At 40.9% G+C, this 17115-nt stretch carries 19 protein-coding genes; 5 read left to right on the top strand and 14 right to left on the bottom strand.

Annotated features, from left to right (window positions below; genetic code table 11):
* Positions 1-40 precede the first annotated feature (40 nt).
* Positions 41-727, bottom strand: a complete 687-nt coding sequence (locus tag O1D97_RS08090) for an HPP family protein (RefSeq protein ID WP_269124531.1) — start codon at positions 725-727, stop codon at positions 41-43.
* Positions 728-871: 144 nt separating this feature from the next.
* Here O1D97_RS08090 and O1D97_RS08085 point away from each other — a divergent pair, with 144 nt between their 5' ends.
* Positions 872-1717 (top strand): LysR family transcriptional regulator, encoded by an 846-nt coding sequence (locus O1D97_RS08085; RefSeq protein ID WP_269124529.1) that lies wholly within the window; start codon positions 872-874, stop codon positions 1715-1717.
* A 65-nt stretch (positions 1718-1782) separates the two neighbouring features.
* On the opposite strand, the gene O1D97_RS08080 is transcribed toward O1D97_RS08085, so the two are convergent.
* The 4 genes from O1D97_RS08080 to O1D97_RS08065 form a co-directional block, all read right to left on the bottom strand.
* On the bottom strand, positions 1783-2064 hold the full coding sequence (locus tag O1D97_RS08080) for a hypothetical protein (RefSeq protein ID WP_269124527.1): 282 nt from the start codon (positions 2062-2064) through the stop codon (positions 1783-1785).
* Between the two features lie 214 nt (positions 2065-2278).
* Positions 2279-2725 carry a GNAT family N-acetyltransferase gene (locus O1D97_RS08075; protein ID WP_269124525.1) on the bottom strand — a complete coding sequence of 149 codons (447 nt, stop codon included), beginning with the start codon at positions 2723-2725 and terminating at the stop codon, positions 2279-2281.
* Between the two features lie 82 nt (positions 2726-2807).
* Positions 2808-3653 (bottom strand): helix-turn-helix domain-containing protein, encoded by an 846-nt coding sequence (locus O1D97_RS08070; protein WP_269124523.1) that lies wholly within the window; start codon positions 3651-3653, stop codon positions 2808-2810.
* Complete coding sequence (locus tag O1D97_RS08065) at positions 3654-4172, bottom strand: Lrp/AsnC family transcriptional regulator (RefSeq protein WP_269124522.1); 519 nt, start codon at positions 4170-4172, stop codon at positions 3654-3656. It lies immediately after the preceding gene.
* Between the two features lie 136 nt (positions 4173-4308).
* On the opposite strand from O1D97_RS08065, the gene O1D97_RS08060 reads away from it, so the two are divergent.
* A complete protein-coding gene (locus O1D97_RS08060) occupies positions 4309-5256 on the top strand; it encodes a DMT family transporter (RefSeq protein ID WP_269124520.1) in 948 nt (315 codons plus the stop codon).
* A 62-nt stretch (positions 5257-5318) separates the two neighbouring features.
* Here O1D97_RS08060 and O1D97_RS08055 read toward each other — a convergent pair whose 3' ends face one another.
* Positions 5319-5798, bottom strand: coding sequence for a GNAT family N-acetyltransferase (locus O1D97_RS08055; RefSeq protein WP_269124518.1), 480 nt, complete (start codon positions 5796-5798; stop codon positions 5319-5321).
* Between the two features lie 41 nt (positions 5799-5839).
* Positions 5840-6469 (bottom strand): LysE family translocator, encoded by a 630-nt coding sequence (locus tag O1D97_RS08050; protein ID WP_269124516.1) that lies wholly within the window; start codon positions 6467-6469, stop codon positions 5840-5842.
* 224 nt (positions 6470-6693) lie between these two features.
* On the opposite strand from O1D97_RS08050, the gene O1D97_RS08045 reads away from it, so the two are divergent.
* Positions 6694-7122: a thermonuclease family protein gene (locus O1D97_RS08045; protein WP_269124514.1), complete on the top strand. Its 429-nt coding sequence runs from the start codon at positions 6694-6696 to the stop codon at positions 7120-7122.
* Between the two features lie 22 nt (positions 7123-7144).
* On the opposite strand, the gene O1D97_RS08040 is transcribed toward O1D97_RS08045, so the two are convergent.
* Entirely contained in the window at positions 7145-7726 is a 582-nt protein-coding gene (locus tag O1D97_RS08040; protein ID WP_269124512.1) for a uracil-DNA glycosylase family protein, read from the bottom strand.
* Between the two features lie 247 nt (positions 7727-7973).
* Here O1D97_RS08040 and O1D97_RS08035 point away from each other — a divergent pair, with 247 nt between their 5' ends.
* A complete protein-coding gene (locus O1D97_RS08035; protein WP_269124510.1) occupies positions 7974-9266 on the top strand; it encodes an O-acetylhomoserine aminocarboxypropyltransferase/cysteine synthase family protein in 1293 nt (430 codons plus the stop codon).
* A 166-nt stretch (positions 9267-9432) separates the two neighbouring features.
* Here O1D97_RS08035 and O1D97_RS08030 read toward each other — a convergent pair whose 3' ends face one another.
* From O1D97_RS08030 to O1D97_RS08005, 6 genes are all read right to left on the bottom strand, one after another.
* A complete protein-coding gene (locus tag O1D97_RS08030; protein WP_269124508.1) occupies positions 9433-10704 on the bottom strand; it encodes a TRAP transporter large permease in 1272 nt (423 codons plus the stop codon).
* Complete coding sequence (locus O1D97_RS08025; protein ID WP_269124506.1) at positions 10704-11267, bottom strand: TRAP transporter small permease; 564 nt, start codon at positions 11265-11267, stop codon at positions 10704-10706. The genes O1D97_RS08030 and O1D97_RS08025 overlap by 1 nt, the downstream gene beginning before the upstream one ends.
* A gap of 66 nt (positions 11268-11333) precedes the next feature.
* Positions 11334-12323, bottom strand: coding sequence for a TRAP transporter substrate-binding protein (locus O1D97_RS08020; protein ID WP_269124504.1), 990 nt, complete (start codon positions 12321-12323; stop codon positions 11334-11336).
* A gap of 67 nt (positions 12324-12390) precedes the next feature.
* Positions 12391-13356, bottom strand: a complete 966-nt coding sequence (locus O1D97_RS08015) for a hydroxymethylglutaryl-CoA lyase (RefSeq protein WP_269124501.1) — start codon at positions 13354-13356, stop codon at positions 12391-12393.
* A gap of 11 nt (positions 13357-13367) precedes the next feature.
* On the bottom strand, positions 13368-14603 hold the full coding sequence (locus O1D97_RS08010; protein ID WP_269124499.1) for a CaiB/BaiF CoA transferase family protein: 1236 nt from the start codon (positions 14601-14603) through the stop codon (positions 13368-13370).
* 121 nt (positions 14604-14724) lie between these two features.
* Positions 14725-15612, bottom strand: a complete 888-nt coding sequence (locus O1D97_RS08005) for a LysR family transcriptional regulator (protein ID WP_269124497.1) — start codon at positions 15610-15612, stop codon at positions 14725-14727.
* Between the two features lie 312 nt (positions 15613-15924).
* Between O1D97_RS08005 and O1D97_RS08000 the strand changes: the two genes are divergently transcribed.
* Entirely contained in the window at positions 15925-17112 is a 1188-nt protein-coding gene (locus O1D97_RS08000; protein WP_269124495.1) for an efflux RND transporter periplasmic adaptor subunit, read from the top strand.
* Positions 17113-17115: the final 3 nt, after the last annotated feature.

The raw sequence follows: 17115 nt of genomic DNA, 5'->3' as shown, positions 1-17115 counted from the left end.
TATCACATAAGTCATGTATTCAGGCTTAATGATCGTGCTACTAACGCCGACGTTTGTCACTGGCTACTTGGCTTGCCGCTTCATAAATACTCTGTAATTCACTTAAACTCACATCAACAAACACATCTTGCTGCTGCAGCACATGATGCAAATCCTCTACTTCAAAATGATGAGGTAACGAAGGATTGACCGCCGTTTTTTTAAGCCAATATAGAGGATAGCGACGCCAATAAAAAAGATTGTTCACTACCATCGCAAGCAAGATAATCACACAGATATTAATTAAAAACACAGTAACCGATTCATACGCATTGATTTGTGGATACTCTGTAACAAAATAAAATGCGGTCGCGCCTCCCGGAGGATGCAAACACCCTAAATAATGCATTAAAAATACAGTACAGCCCACCGCTAACGCAGCCGTAAGGATAGTGCTATCAAGATACTCAGCAAAACCAACACCCACCAATGCCGCAATCGCCTGCCCAGCCAATGTGGGCCAAGGTTGAGATAGAGCGCCATGAGGTAACGCAAACACAAGAAAAGCACTGGCTGCAGCCGAGGCAAAAAACAAAACGTGTACGGGAGAAGAAAGACTCCACTTAGTAACTAAAGCAACAACACTTATCGCAAAGCACGTTGCTAAACCTGAAATAAGACGTTCAAGATGAGACGTTTGGTTGGTTTCCACACCAATGAATTGAAAGCAGGTTTTCATAAATGACATAGCAACATCCGGGAGAGTGATATAGAAAGAAAGTGAATTTAGCCCACTTAAAAAGCTGAGTTATAGTACGTAATTGCTAACTCACAGTATAATGAATATTAAATAAGTATTAATTCAATATTATTGCATTTAAATGAGTTTTTTATGGACATTGAGTTAGCTAAAACCTTTATCGAAATCATGCAATCAGGTACGTTTGCAAAAGCGGCGGAACGATTGCACATCACACAAACAACGGTAACCGCAAGAATTCACTCCCTTGAAGCAGATATGGGCACAAAGCTCTTTATTCGTAATCGTGGGGGCGCTCGCTTAACGCCAGCAGGAGAAAGGTTTTCCAAATACGCTCAAGAAATGCTCTTTATCTGGCAAGCCGCCAAAGACGCTTGTCTTGAACCGAAAACCGATAACAAGCAGCCTTTGTCTCTGGGTGCTGAAAACAGTTTATGGAACCCCATTATGGTTGATTGGGTTATTGAACTTTCCCGCTTAGAACATTTACAGTTAACCAGTCGAGTCACTACAACGGATGAGATTTACAATAACATTCGTAGAAATACATTAGATGCGGCCATTGTACACAGTGCCCGCTATTATCCAGATTTAGTGATAGAACAAATTGCAGAAGAAAAACTGATTCATGTCGCTTGTGCTCATAATGCCTCACCTAATTTGTATATTGACTGGGGTGAAGAATTTGTACAGCAATTCGACCGTTGCTTACCGTTTAACAGACACACAGCAATGACCTTTTCATTAGGCCCAATGGCATTAAAAGTCATGTTAAGGAATGGGGGCAATGGGTATTTTAGAACACGGGTTGTGGACAAGTATTTACAAGAAGGCCGTTTAATTCGGGTGACTGATGCACCTGAATTCAGCTACCCTATTTATTTAATTACTCATAGAGGTCATCTCCCAACGGATTTTGAGGACATAAAAATCAGTTTAAAGAAGGTACTAAAACAAGCGAATCAGTGGATAGTCTAAAGAATAAAATAGAATAAACAGATAGCAAGTTGGGAGACCCACCCAACTTGTCAATTCACACGTCGTTATTTAACGCTAACGCCTGCCACTTCATCGACAGAAACCGCTTGAGTTCGCTCTATAATTTTAACTAAAGCCGATTGAATTACCTCACTTTCCCGAGCGTTTGTTTTACTGGTAAAACGTTCTTCTTGAGCATCGGCGCCCTCTTCCAAGGTGAAAGTAACAACCACTTCTGTCGCACAGCCAGCCTCTTTACCAAAGTATTCGATAGATATAGTCGGGTAGCCTTTAAATCCCTTCTTAGTTTGTTTTGCAATACGCTTTTTTGCTTTATCTAAATTCATACCTTCACCATTCAAACAGATTATTTTTTATAATGTAGCACCTTAATCACAGCTATGTTTATTTACACGGCAAGGAAAAGCGAGATAAATTTAATATTTATTGGTGATTTTTTAGAGACAGAGAGTCGAGTAACTAAATTCGGCTCTAGCATTATAGTTTTACCGGACTCCTGCAAATGGTTACTCGACCAATATTGATTATTAATATAGCGTTTTAATTCACACTATCAGGAGTATATTTTAAGCGTAACACAGCCTCTCCTGTAAGCTCATGCACAGATTCACTTATCGGATAAAATCCGCAGTTTTCATAAAACCTTTGTCCAATTTTATTTACTTTAAATACCTCTAGTTCCAGTTCATCATGTAATGACTTCGCCTTATTAATCAGGGCTTTACCTATCCCCAACCTATGATGTTCGGGTTGTAAAAATATCGCTCCGACTTCATTACCCATTAATGAAATAAAGCCTTTAACAGAACCATTTATCTCGGCTACCCAGGTATCCGTGTTAGGTAAATATACATTTTCTACATTCACTCTTTGCTTTGCGATAAACTCATCCGTCATAAATTCATGCGCCAGACGTGTCGCGCTTTCCCATGAGTTAAGCACACTCTCTAAATCTGATTGCTGATATTGTCGAATCGTTATATTCATTGTCTTTCCTGTTTTCGTTAATAATCTTAGCCATCACTTTATCGGTTTGAAAACAGTATGGATTGAATAAATACGACAGTTTTTAGCTGACCTCAAAATCGCCATAGATATCAATGGTCAGGTCTCGTTGTAATAAATATTCTCCTGGGGTTTTACCGATTGTACTTTTTAGATGACGAATCAAATGCGGTTGATCACTAAACTCAAACTGGGCCGCTAAATCGCCCCAATCAATTTCCTCTGACTTTCTTTGATAAAGATAATTGAGCATGTTTTCCAATCGAATCATAGATTGGCACTGCTTTAAGGTGAGCTCAGTGACTCTTAGAAAGCTGCGTTCAACCGTGCGTTGAGAACGATGTAATTTGGCACCAATATCGGCAATAGATGTGCAACTTAACAAGGGCAAAATCTGCCGAACTAATTCACTGTGTTTATCTTCACGAACGTGACCAATACACGGCTCAAATAGGTCATCTAGCTTAGTACACACATTTTCTGAGTACGTAATCGATTCCCTCAATAGCTCGTTAATCGTCCATTTATCTAACCCCATCAATTCATTAAGGTACACTGTCTGTATTTTCTCTAACGCGAACCCTAACGTCTCGGAAAAGGATTTTTCAAGAGAGTATAAGGCTCCAGTTCTAAATTTAATCCCAATGATTTGAAAAGGAGAAGAATGATCCATCGTAAAAGTATGCCGATGAGGAAAAATCCAGTGGCTACCATACCCTCTCTGAGAAAGAGTCCCTTGATCATATTGATACGGATGATTCGCAGAAGCTATAATTAGATGCGTAGTCGGATCAGGATTCAATTTAGGGTAATTATGACTTAAATCCCCGACTTCTTTTTCTAAAAACCAATAACAATCAATGAACTTCGACAAGTGCACATTGTTAGGAGTACGTCGCCAATAATTCATTTATACCAACAATCGTCGTTTCACTGGGGTGGATTTTACAATCGCCGTATTGGTATCCGCCAACTCCGAGAATCGATCAAGAATAGGGTCTAAATCACTAATGTCTTTTAAATACAAACGCGCAATGTAACAATCTTCTCCGGTGACTTTATCGCACTCAACAAATTCAGGAATAGAAACAATCAGCGCTTCCAATGCTTTTAATTTCCCTGGTAAAGGTCGCATACGGACGATCGCAATCAAGCTGTAGCCAAGAACAGTGGGGTTCACCTCTATTCGGTAACCTGCAATCACACCCTTTTCTTCAAGCCGTTTTAAACGTTCATTAACACTAGGAGCCGTCATTCCAACAGCGCGGCTCAACTCGGTCACTGGAGTACGTGCATTTTCATAAAGTAGCTCAATGAGCCTAGAATCAATGCCATCTAGATGAATTATTTCTTTTTTAAGGTGATTTTGCATTTTTGCCTCTAATAAATACGGTTTATAGTCAAATTTATCTTTTTTTACTACTGCCAAAGTAATGCTTTCCACTTTATTCTATTCACCATAAATCAGTTCTTCTCAAAAAACACTGATTAAAGGTTCCGTATTTAGAAAATATTGGAAGCAAATGGTTAGGAAGAACATAATTCGACTTTCATTGGAGTACAGCATGCAGAATTCAAATCACACCATAGGCAGCATAGAGTTAGCGCTTGCTATGGTACTGTCAGGAACCATTGGTTACTTTGTTATCAGCTCAGATCAGTCATTTTGGAATGTGGTGTTTTTTCGCTGTGTTATCGGTGCTATAGCGTTAGGTGCCTATGCCTACTATTCAGGTATAGTTCGTAAAGATTTCTTTAAACCCAGCATCTTATTGATGATCATTTTAGGTGGCATCACACTTGTTGCCAATTGGGTATTTCTCTTTGCCTCTTTCGATTACATTCCTTTTTCCATCGCGACGGTGGCCTATCATATGCAACCTCTGTTTCTGGTATTAGCAGGCGCGTTATTAACCAAAGATAAATTATCCGCTGCGTTGCTATTTTGGTTAGGAATGGCGTTTATTGGATTATTTTTAATCGTTGAATTAGACATCAATGAAATACGCAAGTTATTTTATGATGAGCCCAAGCCAGCTAACGAGAATAATATAGAATCCGGAGCCCTATTTGGCCTATTACTGGCATTAAGCGCAGCTTTACTTTACACAGCGACAACGCTTATTACCAAAAAAGTCGGTCAAATCCCTTCCACTTTTGTCGCCCTAGTACAGGTTGTTGTGGGCATAGGCATGCTATTCCCCTTTGTTGATTTTAACCGTTTACCAGAACAGACAAGTCAATGGATCGATCTTCTTATTCTCGGCGCCGTACTGACTGGCTTTATGTATATCATTATGTATGACAGCTTCCAGAAGTTACCAACGAGTTTAATTGCCCTGCTGTCTTTCATTTATCCTGTAACGGCGCTCTTTGTGGATTATTTTGCCTTCTCAACCCAAATAAGCCTGCTTCAAGTAGTAGGCGTCATATTCATTTTATTAGCCGTATCCGCCGTTAAATTTAATTGGTCATTCTCATCTATGAGAAAAACCAAAGCCGTGTCAAAGTAAAACCCCTAACATATAAAAAACCAATTTCAAAAACGCCAAGGATGGCAAACCCTACAACCTATTTATTGAAACTTTTGTCTCATCTTACGACCACCAACAGGGATTAAGCCGTTCTTTTGATAGAATTTTAGCGTTCGTTCAAAGGCCGGTAAAGGCGGTGTACAAAGCTCAATACAAGACCAACCTTGCTTTTGAGCATACTCTTTCGCCTGCGCTATCAACAATGACCCAACACCTGTCGCCCTATAATCTGGGGCAACATAACATTCTTGAATAACCCCCATTTTACCACCTGCATACAGGGCATAAGTCTCAACCATAGTAACCACCGCAATTGGATTCGACGAATTATCAGACTCTCCAACAATTGCAAAGTAATGCCCCTGAGACATTAATTCATGACAAAGATGAATCGTGTCATCAAGGTTCACATTTAACAAGGGAGCACTTGCTCGCTCACATATTTCTGTTGTTAACGCTACCACTAAGGTGGCAATGGCTTCGGCATCATTCACTCTGGCTTGTCGAAAGGTTATGGTCATATCTCTACTCAATCAAAAATTGGCTTTGTCTAAGGTATTTATCACTCTGTTTCCAGTTTACTCATCAACATTTTCATACCCGCTCCAGCAAAAAAGATTGAAAAAACAGATTCAAAGATTTTACGTGAGCGAAAATACAAATGACGTACTTTTGGTATCGAAAACAACAAGGCATACCCTAAACAGACCGTTACGCTAAGAGAGCCAATTGAGAGCATAATTTTAATAATGTCTATACTGGTCGCTCCATTAGGCACACCTAATGAATACAAAGCACCAAAAAACAAAATCGGCTTAGGATTAGACAAATGAATAAATAACCCTTTTAAGTAAGCGGTTTTGATCCCCGACTTCGTCTTAATTACCGTATCCGAGCTACCCGTAGTCAATACCGAACACATGGATTTATAAGATAGGTACAATAAATAACAAGCACCAAAATATCGAAACACGTCCAATAGCCAGACATTGGCATAGAGTAAAGTACCAAACCCCAAAGCCGCTAAACAAGACCAAAACATTGAGCCAGTCAAAGTCCCTGTAGCTAAAGCGACGCCATGTTTTCGGCCTTGGCTCATGGACATATTGGAAATAGCTAAGGTAGATGGCCCTGGGCTGGCAATAGCCACAAAAGCCGCCAACATAATCAACGCATAATTTATTTCTTCCATAATTATCCCTATTTAGAGTATTTGTTGTATTGTTATATGACTCCTACGTTCAAATCTATCCCATACATCTTTAAATTTAAAACCATTACCATATTTTTTTATAGCCGCTTGTACTCTCGTTATAATACCGTTCAAAATATTCATAGCGTGTTTATAACAAATTCAAGAACCGTTATGATAGCCCACTATTCAATGGCAGGATGCCTTTCAATTAGGTAACTACCATGCTTAACCATGCAACACGACGCCTCTTCTGTACTTTTTTACTTATACTTCCATTATCTATCTTCGCCCAAGACATCATCGTTAGCCGTGTTGTATCTGTTTACGATGCGGATACCTTCCGTGTTGATATCGAAGGCTGGCCTGATATTGTGGGAAAAAATATGCCTATTCGAGTCTTGGGTGTTGATGCCCCAGAGATCCGCGGAAAATGTGAATCGGAAAAAGTACAGGCTAAAATTGCGAGAGACTTTACCCGCTCATTACTGGAAAGTGGCGCCAGAGTCGAACTTAGAAACTTAAAACGTGGTAAATATTTCCGTTTTCTCGCCGATGTTTATATTGATGAAACATTACTGTCTGAGAAGCTTATTATCGGTGGTTTAGCTCGACCGTATGACGGTGGCCATAGGGGTGGCTGGTGTGAATAAATCCGTTCCTGTTTGGCGTATATTAAGAATCGAGTACTGATCTTACCGCTAATTTTAATGCTGGTAATAACTCAGATTCAAACCAAGGATGGCGCTTTAACCAGATGTTATTTCTAGGGCTAGGGTGCGGCAGAGGAATCACATCGGGATAAAACGCTTTCCAGGAAAACACAGTATCCGTAAGAGTCCGCTTAGTGTTAGGTAAATGGTACTTCATAGCATATTGACCAAGGACCAAAGTTAATTCAACCTTAGTCAAAGCCGATAGTAGTTCAGCCCGCCACGCCGCCACACATTCTTTTCTGGGCGCTAGATCTCCACTTTTACCCGTTCCTGGATAACAGAACCCCATGGGAACTAATGCTATTTGACTGGCGTCATAAAATACCTCTTTTGAAACCCCCATCCAATCCCGTAACCTATCACCACTGGGATCATCAAATGGTATCCCAGATTCATGCACGCGTCTTCCTGGTGCTTGCCCGACAATAAGAATCCGAGAATCGGCCGCCACTTGAATCACAGGACGAGGGCCAAAAGGTAACGATTCTGAGCATAAGGTACAGTTTTGAATGTCTTTTTTTAATATTGTAATTCGCTCCATTTCAGCCTCCTATTTTAGCTAACCTGAATCCCTAGCTTAGTACGTTTTTAAAATAAAAGTCATTTTCAACTTGCTTGAAGCCGATGTATTTAACCTAATTAAATACGCTCTTATTGCATATTAACAACCTTATTCATTAAAGCCTCTTTAATCATTATCCTGTATTACTTCTTCCGGCAATTTCGAGTAGTATTTTCAGACACTGAAACTAAACAATAATAATGACTCTAGAATAGGACAGTTCAATATGAAACCAGAATCCATTGCCTTACATCACGGTTATACCTCTGAAGCAACAACGAAAGCCGCAGCGGTGCCAATTTATCAAACCACCTCTTATACTTTTGATGACACTCAACATGGGGCAGATTTATTTGACTTAAAAGTCGCGGGAAACATTTATACTCGTATTATGAATCCGACAACCGATGTGTTAGAGCAGCGCATGGCGGCACTAGAGGGTGGAATTGCGGGATTAGCGGTTGCTTCAGGCATGGCGGCCATCACGTATGCGATTCAAGCGCTGACTGAAGTGGGTGATAACATTGTCAGCACCAGCCAATTATATGGTGGCACTTATAATTTATTTGCTCACACTCTACCTCGCCAAGGCGTTGATGTTCGTATGGCCGCCGCGGATGACTACGCGGGATTAGAAGCACTGATTGATAACAAAACCAAAGCCATGTTTTGTGAATCCATAGGCAACCCAGCGGGCAACATTGTTGATCTACAAAAATTGGCTGAGATTGCCCATAAAAACGGCGTGCCTTTGATTGTCGATAACACAGTGGCCACGCCTGTTTTATGTCGCCCATTTGAGCATGGTGCCGATATTGTGGTTCACTCTTTAACTAAATACGTAGGTGGTCACGGTACGACTATTGGTGGAATCATTATTGATTCAGGAAAATTCGATTGGACGGCAGACAAAGTCCGCTTCGCAGTGTTAAATGAGCCTGATCCATCTTACCATGGTGTCGTTTATACTGAAGCATTGGGAGCGGCGGCTTATATTGGCCGTTGCCGAGTGGTTCCATTACGTAATACTGGTGCGGCACTTTCACCACAAAGTGCCTTTCTACTCATGCAAGGTTTAGAAACATTAAGCCTTCGCATGGAGCGTCATTGCAGTAATGCCGAAGCACTGGCAAAGTACCTTAATAACCATCCAAAAGTCAGCTGGGTAAACTATGCGGCCCTAGCAGACAGTCCATTCAATGCCACTTGCCAAAAAATATCAGCGGGTAAAGCCTCTGGCATCATCAGTTTTGGGATAAAAGCAGATACAGCAGAAGCAAGTAAAGTCGCTGGCGGCAAGTTCATTGACGCATTAGAAATGATACTTCGATTAGTGAACATTGGAGACGCTAAGTCGCTTGCTTGTCATCCAGCGAGTACAACACACCGTCAACTGGATGCGGAAGAGCTGGCTAAGGCAGGGGTTTCCGAAGACCTTATACGTATTTCTGTAGGTATTGAACACATTGACGACATCATTGCGGATGTCACTCAAGCACTTGAAAAAGCAACGGACTAATTAGATTTTATACTGATTAACAGACCCATCTAATACAAAGCGAATTCGTTTAATAAAAATGGATTCGCTTTTTTTATTAAAGATAAAGAAACTGTCATCTCATTAGAGTCAACTGCTATGTTACTGCTCATTTAGCTATAATAAGCAGTAACATGCGTGGTTTAAGTTAAAGATAAAACGGAATATAAAGTGCGATGGCTGGGAAGAAATAGACCGCCAATAGACAAGCTAGCATGATTAAAATAAATGGCCATACACCTTGAATTACTTCTGAAGACTTGCCTCCAGATACCGACTGAATCACAAAGAGGTTTAACCCCACGGGTGGTGTTATCAAGGCACACTCAATCATAATCACAAAAATGATAGCAAACCATATTGGATCAATGCCTAACATACCTAGAGATGGATACAATACTGGCATCATAATTAATAGCATTGATACAGACTCAAGAAAGAACCCCATAATCAATAAGACAAAACATACGGCAGCAATAAATAAACCTATTTCAGATATATTTTCACTCACTAACATCGAAATGTCTTGAGGGATTTGATAGAGAGTAATGGCTTTACCAAAAACTTTTGCACCAGCAATAATTAGAAAAATGGTCACCGTATTCTTCATGGTACTGATCGCGGCCGCTTTGAACTTTTCAAGGCTGAACGTTCCCATCATCATCACGATAATCAGAGAAACCGCGACGCCAACTCCGGCCGACTCTGTCGGAGTAAAGACCCCTGTATAAATTCCACCTATAATTATGCTCGCCAACGCCAATGTCGGAAGCGCACGTAAACTGGCATTTTTACGCTCTGCTGCAGTCGACTTTTCACTTGGTGTATAGTTTTTGCTAAAACGGGCATAAAAGAAACAGTACAATATAAAGGCACTGGCCATTAATAAACCGGGAACTATCCCTGCTAAAAATAAGTCAACTATCGATTCTTCAGTAATCACCCCATAAACGATCATTGGGATAGAAGGTGGTATCAATATGCCTAATGTGCCACCAGCCGCTATAAGTCCATAAACAAAAGGTTTGTTGTATCCCCTATCTGTCATCTCCTTAATTGCCACATTCCCTATGGTTGCCGCCGTCGCAACCGAAGAACCTGATATCGCTGAGAAAATCGTACAAGACGCAATGGTTGCAATACCAAGTCCACCTGGCCAATGACCGACCCAAGATTGTACGGCTCGGAATAAATCTCGACCAATACCACCTTGTAATAAAATATTCGACATCAACAGAAAGAGCGGTACTGATAATAAAATGAAGCTGTCAAAAGACGAGTAAAGCGCGAGCGGTGCCATCATAGGTGAGAAGCCCGCTAATAACAGCATACCTAAACCTAATCCACCCAAGGCAAAAGCCACAGGAACACCAATCAATAAGGCTAGAACCAATATAACCAATAACAGAATAATCGTCATTATAGAGAAACCTCTTCATGTTCTTGGTAATCACTGGCAAACAATAGGAATATTTCTAAGATGGCTTGTAGTGTCAGCAAACCAAAACCAATAGGAATAGCAGATTTCGTTGTCCATAATGGTAAACCAAGCATACTGGCAGAAGCCGACCCCATTGCAATAGATTCCGCTAACAACTCAAAACCGTAATAAGCAACAAAACCTGCAAAAAATATAATAGAAAGTAAGGCGACAAAGTCAGACATTTTCTGTACTCGTTCACCTAGCATACTGGTTAAAAAATCGATGCGAATAAGCGCCTTATGCTGTAATACCCAACTCGCGCCTAAACAAGTGGCCCAGATTTGACAAAGTAGTGAAATATCTTCTGACCAAATAGTGGGTGCGGTAAAAACATAACGAGCAATAACTTCATAGGTGATAATGACCGCAACCAATACAAATAAAGCGGCGGATAACTGACCGCACCCCTTAATGAGTCTATAATTTAAACGGACCCAAAGAGAGGGATGTTCTGCGCGCCAAGCGGATAAGTCCTTTTCTTTTTTTGTCTCGTTGGACATAGCTAATACTCCAAAAAACAACGAAATACCGTGGAATAAAGTACCCCACGGTATATTTTTTTAAGCTTACAGGTTTTCAGCCGCTTGAATCACTTTAGCGCCAAGGGGACCTGAATTATCTAAATAAGATTGCTTAACAGACGTTGTCGCTTTACGCCATTCAGTAATATCATTCTCGTCCAAATGAATCACTTGCATGTGTTTTTCAGCATCAGCAATCGCATCACTTTCAATTTGCTTAATTTTATTTCTTAGCTGAACTTCTACTTTACGAGCGGCATCAGAAATTACTTTTTGATTATCCGTAGATAAAGACGCCCATGTCTTTTCATTGATAACAGTCAAGAACTCGATATCCGCGTGATTTGTTAGCGTTAGGTAGTCCATTACTTGATACAATTTACGCGGACCAACAGCTGAAACACCCGTCATACCAGCGTCTACAGTGCCACGTTGGTAAGCAAGAAATTGCTCTGAACCCGCCATTGAGGTTGGCGCGCCACCAACGGCTTTCACAAACTCTCCTAGCGTTTTACCAAATACGCGTACCTTCATCCCTTCCATATCTTCAGGATGTTGTACTGGTTTCTTTTTAGAGAGTAGCGCAACACCACCATAAGCTTGCCACCAAAGAGGGCGTGTTCCAGTTTCTAGAATAGCTTCATCAAGGAGTTTACGGACAGCACTATCTGGTCGAGTCGCCGCCTCTACCTTGTCTTGAGAAGGGAACATAAATGGAACATAGAACACATCTACCGCTGGAATCGTCCCGGCCAATTGAGAAAGGCTCATTACGCCCATTTCAATAGCACCCGAGCTAACCGCTTGATGCACTTCGCTGTCTTTAAATAATTGAGCAGAAGGGTAAATCTTAATCTTAATATCACCGCCACTTTTCTCTTCCACTTCCTTTTTAAAGTCGACTAGGTTTTGACCCAGATGATGCTTAAGCGGTAATTGCAAAGAAATACCTAAAGTCGTTTCAGCTAACACAGGCAAAGAAGCCATCAAAGTCGATGCCAATAAGCCCGTTTTTAGAAGTGTTTTATAATCCATGATAATGTCCTATTTTTATTATTGAGTTTTTTATGGTTTTTACATTTTATTCTTGTATAACAGCTTTTTAGTGCTTTTCATTACGGTTTTTAAGGTCAATAACATTTTGAGATAATGGCCTAGTTTCGGTACGTAATCCTGCTTTAGCAACTTGTCCCGACGTTTCATGCTCTAACATTGCCGGCAATTCACGTGATATTTCCAGTAGCTTCATTAAATCCACATTCGTATTTAAACCGATAGATTCCAACATATGGACAAGGTCTTCAGTACAGATATTACCGGTCGCACCCGGCGCATAGGGACAACCACCGATGCCGCCAAGAGACGCATCCAACTGATTAATACCCGCAGACAATCCGGCCAGCGCATTGGTAAGCCCCATACCGCGAGTATTATGAAGATGTAACGTGACGTCGACAGAGGGGTAGATTCTGCGTACTAAAGAACACAATTCATATACCTGTCGCGGAGAGGCCATACCTGTAGTATCGGCAATTGAAATACTCTGAATACCAATTTCAAGGTATTGATCTATCACATCAATTACTCGTTCAGGTGCGATAATGCCTTCAAACGGGCAGCCAAAAGACGTGGCTAATGAAGCATTAATGCGGACATCACTGCCCTCCATTAAGCCGCAAATTCGCCTAAACTGAGCAAGTGACTGTGCACACGTCATTCGCATATTAGAAAGGTTATGGGACTCACTTACAGACATCACCAGATTCACTTCATCCGCTTTCGTTGCTAACGCTCGTTCAGCACCCTTTTCATTTGGTACTAAGGCGACGTAAGTGACTTTTGGATTTCGTGTAATACGGTTCATGACTTCTTCCGCATCTCGCAAATTAGGGATCGCTTTAGGCGACACGAAAGACGTTACTTCTATCTTGTTTAAGCCTAACAAAGAAAGACGATCGATCATCTCAATCTTTTTATCCGTAGGAACAAAAACCGCCTCACTTTGAAAGCCATCACGAGTGGATACTTCATTAATAAGCACCTCACTCGGTAGATTCTGCATAAACATAAGACGACCTCCTAAATCACACCGCTTTCGCGCAAAGACATAATTTTGTCTTCATCAAGGCCCAAGGATCCCAGCACTTCTTCCGTATGCTCTCCCAACTTAGGGCCTAGCCATTTAGTTTGACCAGGCGTTAAGCTAAGTTTCGGAACAATACCCGGCAAAGAAATTTTGTCATCACCTGATAAAGGATGCTCAACAATCATTTCACGTGCATGGAAGTGAGGGTCATTATAAATGTCTTCTGCATTATTAATACCACTTGAAGGCACCGCCGCCGCTTCCAAAATAGCCAGGGCACTTTTCAATGTATGTTGTGATGTCCATGCCTGAATGGCTTCATCTAACTCATCGGATCGCTTAGCACGGCCATCGTTTTGAGATAATTCTGGGTCGTTCGCTAAGTCAGGACGTTCCATTGCATTCATCAAGCGTTTAAAAATGCTGTCACTATTTGCCGCTATTACAATATAACGTTGATCTTTACTCATATAAGAACCTGATGGAGCAATACCAGGCATACTGGCCCCCGTACGTTCACGGATGAAGCCAAACATGCCGTATTCTGGAATTAAGCTCTCCATGACCCCAAACACAGATTCATACAAGGCCACATCGATAAATTGGCCAGTTCCTTTGTTCACTTTCAGGTGGTGCATAGCCATCATGGCGCCGATCACACCATACAAGGAAGCTAACGTATCCCCTATACTTACGCCAACACGGACAGGAGGTTGATCTGGGTAACCGACTAGGTGACGTAAACCACCAATGGATTCCGCAATTGCGGCAAACCCTGGACGAGAGGAATAAGGTCCATCCTGTCCGTATCCAGAAACCCGTAGCATAATCAGCTCAGGTTTGATGGCGGAGAGCTGTTCCCACCCAAGGTTCCATTTTTCTAATGTTCCGGGGCGAAAGTTCTCGATAACAATATCAACGTCTTTGACAAGATCATGAATAATTGCTTGTGCATCTGGAGATTTAAGATCAAGAGTGATCGATTTTTTATTCCGGCTTTGGGAATACCACCAAAGTGAAGTATCTTTGTACATTTTGCGCCATTTGCGTAATGGATCACCGCTTCCTGGCGGTTCTACCTTAATCACTTCTGCACCAAACTGGGCAAAGATACTGCCAGCATAAGGGCCGGCGATCAGAGACCCTAATTCTAAAACTCGAACACCTTTCAATGGCAGTTCGGTAGAATGAGGAGAGTCCGTTTTAGATGACGAGTCGCATTGGCTCATTCTCGTTTCCCTTATCTGTTTATTGTTATTGGATACAAATATCATCATCCAAACAATAACCGGAGAAAAGCACTGATATGTTAGGCTGCCATCTCCTAAAGAGATGGCTAAAAAGAAGCGTTTACGTTGTTCGTAAATGATTCAACAAATGGTGCGCCGCATCAAACAATTGATCGGAGCTACGAACACAGATTTTCAACTCTCGATGCGCCCAGCTGTCTAACAAAGGCAAGGCTTCTATTCGTGAAGCTTTAATATAAGGTCGAGCAATATCAATAGGCATAAGCCCTATGCCAAGGCCTGACTCTACCATGCTACAAAGCGCTTCATAGCTAGTGACTTGTATGCGCATATTAAGTGGTAAGCTTTCTGCTTCAGACGCCTTCAGCATTTGATTATTAATCGCACTGCCAGTGTGTAAACCAACATAATCATAATCTAAAGTATCAATATAATTTATTTCTTTAAATTGGCCTAAAGGATGACCAACAGGTGTGATAACAACCAATCTATCCGTTTTATAAGGGTAAATAGATAAGTCTGTATATTCTCGAGAAGCGATGGTTACAATACCAATATCGGCTGAATTTTCAGCAACGGCGCGGACTATTTCACTACTTATCTTTTCCTCTAAATGGATTTGCACTTGGGGATTTTGATTTAGAAAAGAACGTAACTGCTTAGGAAGGAACTGACTAATAGCGGAGATGTTCGCCACCATTCTCACTTGACCACGAAGGCCATGTGAAAATTCATTCATCTGATTGTAAATGTCATCTAATTGATGCAATACACCACGTGACATTTGCAACAATGCTTTTCCTGCTGGAGTTGCCACCACGCCTCTGTTCGTCCGCATCATTAATGGAGTATGCAGTAATTGTTCTAATTCTTTAATGCGTTTTGATATGGCTGAGGCCGCTATAAAATTCAATTCCGCCGCCTTAGCAATTGACCCCTGCTCTATAACACAAACAAATAAGCGCAAGGATGTTGGGTCAATAAGCATGTTCACTCTCTTACTATTAGATGGTTTACTTTCTTTATTAAAATCCCTGTTCAACATTTACCATACTCTTACTTTAAGCCAAAAATCTAGGTTCAACTCAATCATTCATTATGACTAGCCTTTAAAACGATTTTATTAGCATTGCATGGCATTAAACTTGCTTTGTAATTACTATAAGTTAAATGAATAAATGCCGTTTTCATAATGCTAATGCTGATTTATTGCACTTTTTAAAATGTATAAAACCCTTCAGCTTAGTTTATAGTATCGGTCAATAGCCGTTTTTCATGTTTTCGAAAGGAAGTCATCTCAATGTTGCCTAAATTAAAATATGCTTCAAGTGTGTTACTGGTTTTATTACTGGTTGGTTGTCAGGAAGAAAAAGCGAAATCAGCACCACCACCAAAGCCTAAAGTGGAAGTGGGCGTAGTCACTATAGAAACACACAAAACCGATCTGATGACAGAGTTACCAGGGCGCACAACGTCCAGCTTAGTAGCAGAAATTCGTCCTCAAGTTGGTGGCATAGTCAAGAAGCGTTTCTTTGAAGAAGGCCAAAATGTGAATACTGGCGACCTACTTTATGAACTGGATGATTCAACCTATGTCTCTTCTTATAAGCAAGCTCAAGCCGATTTAGAGTCCGCTAACGCCAGCCTAAAATCGGCACAACTAAAAAATACACGTTATACCGAACTGCGCAAACAAAATAATGTTTCTCAACAGGACCTAGATGATGCTCACGTGGCTTATTTAGAAGCCATTGCGAAACAAAAAGGCTCTGAAGCGGCATTAGAACGAGCCAAAATAAACCTAGATTATACAAAAATCAGATCCCCAATTGATGGGCGCATTGGCATATCTCAAGTAACCGTTGGGGCTTTGGTCACCAGTAATCAGTCGACGGTAATGACAACGGTTCGCTCCCTAGACCCTATTTTTGTTGATTTGGCACAAACCAGTTTAGACCAACTTAAACAACGTACGTTTTTATCTAAAGACAATGTTGATAAAGGTTCTAATAAAGTGTCATTAATTCTAGAAGACGGCTCTCAATATCAATATGAAGGTTCTCTGAAAGCACGAGAAATCAGCGTAGATGAATCCACAGGCAGTGTTACCTTGAGAGCAGAGTTTCCTAATCCTGATAACCTTTTATTACCGGGTATGTTTGTTCGTGGCTTGATTCATGAGCTCACTCATAATGCCGCCATTTTAGTTCCACAACAGGGTGTTTTTAGAGACGTAAAAGGCAATCCTATTGCTTACATCGTTAATAAAGACAATATTGTAGAAAGTCGAGATTTGACCGTTGAACGTACTATCGGTAATCAATGGTTAGTACTTTCTGGGATTGAAGCAGGAGACAAGGTGATTGTTGAAGGCACATTAAAAGCCAGAACCGGCACCGAGGTGACTATGGTAAATATGAAACGAGATAGCCTAACCGGTTCGATTGTTTTGGAAAATGCTAGTGTTGCTTCAACTCAAGGGAATTAATTT

It is taken from the genome of Marinomonas phaeophyticola (genome assembly GCF_026966905.1).
GTDB lineage: Bacteria > Pseudomonadota > Gammaproteobacteria > Pseudomonadales > Marinomonadaceae > Marinomonas > Marinomonas phaeophyticola.
Note: the sequence above shows the minus strand (reverse complement) of the source record. Positions and strands in the feature narration are given on the sequence as shown.

Bases quoted from the DNA above. Each gene is read 5' to 3' on its own strand.
- O1D97_RS08090 (WP_269124531.1), bottom strand. From the start codon at position 727: ATGTCATTTATGAAAACCTGCTTTCAATTCATTGGTGTGGAAACCAAC.
- O1D97_RS08085 (WP_269124529.1), top strand. From the start codon at position 872: ATGGACATTGAGTTAGCTAAAACCTTTATCGAAATCATGCAATCAGGT.
- O1D97_RS08080 (WP_269124527.1), bottom strand. From the start codon at position 2,064: ATGAATTTAGATAAAGCAAAAAAGCGTATTGCAAAACAAACTAAGAAG.
- O1D97_RS08075 (WP_269124525.1), bottom strand. From the start codon at position 2,725: ATGAATATAACGATTCGACAATATCAGCAATCAGATTTAGAGAGTGTG.
- O1D97_RS08070 (WP_269124523.1), bottom strand. From the start codon at position 3,653: ATGAATTATTGGCGACGTACTCCTAACAATGTGCACTTGTCGAAGTTC.
- O1D97_RS08060 (WP_269124520.1), top strand. From the start codon at position 4,309: ATGCAGAATTCAAATCACACCATAGGCAGCATAGAGTTAGCGCTTGCT.
- O1D97_RS08055 (WP_269124518.1), bottom strand. From the start codon at position 5,798: ATGACCATAACCTTTCGACAAGCCAGAGTGAATGATGCCGAAGCCATT.
- O1D97_RS08050 (WP_269124516.1), bottom strand. From the start codon at position 6,469: ATGGAAGAAATAAATTATGCGTTGATTATGTTGGCGGCTTTTGTGGCT.
- O1D97_RS08045 (WP_269124514.1), top strand. From the start codon at position 6,694: ATGCTTAACCATGCAACACGACGCCTCTTCTGTACTTTTTTACTTATA.
- O1D97_RS08040 (WP_269124512.1), bottom strand. From the start codon at position 7,726: ATGGAGCGAATTACAATATTAAAAAAAGACATTCAAAACTGTACCTTA.
- O1D97_RS08035 (WP_269124510.1), top strand. From the start codon at position 7,974: ATGAAACCAGAATCCATTGCCTTACATCACGGTTATACCTCTGAAGCA.
- O1D97_RS08030 (WP_269124508.1), bottom strand. From the start codon at position 10,704: ATGACGATTATTCTGTTATTGGTTATATTGGTTCTAGCCTTATTGATT.
- O1D97_RS08025 (WP_269124506.1), bottom strand. From the start codon at position 11,267: ATGTCCAACGAGACAAAAAAAGAAAAGGACTTATCCGCTTGGCGCGCA.
- O1D97_RS08020 (WP_269124504.1), bottom strand. From the start codon at position 12,323: ATGGATTATAAAACACTTCTAAAAACGGGCTTATTGGCATCGACTTTG.
- O1D97_RS08015 (WP_269124501.1), bottom strand. From the start codon at position 13,356: ATGTTTATGCAGAATCTACCGAGTGAGGTGCTTATTAATGAAGTATCC.
- O1D97_RS08010 (WP_269124499.1), bottom strand. From the start codon at position 14,603: ATGAGCCAATGCGACTCGTCATCTAAAACGGACTCTCCTCATTCTACC.
- O1D97_RS08005 (WP_269124497.1), bottom strand. From the start codon at position 15,612: ATGCTTATTGACCCAACATCCTTGCGCTTATTTGTTTGTGTTATAGAG.
- O1D97_RS08000 (WP_269124495.1), top strand. From the start codon at position 15,925: ATGTTGCCTAAATTAAAATATGCTTCAAGTGTGTTACTGGTTTTATTA.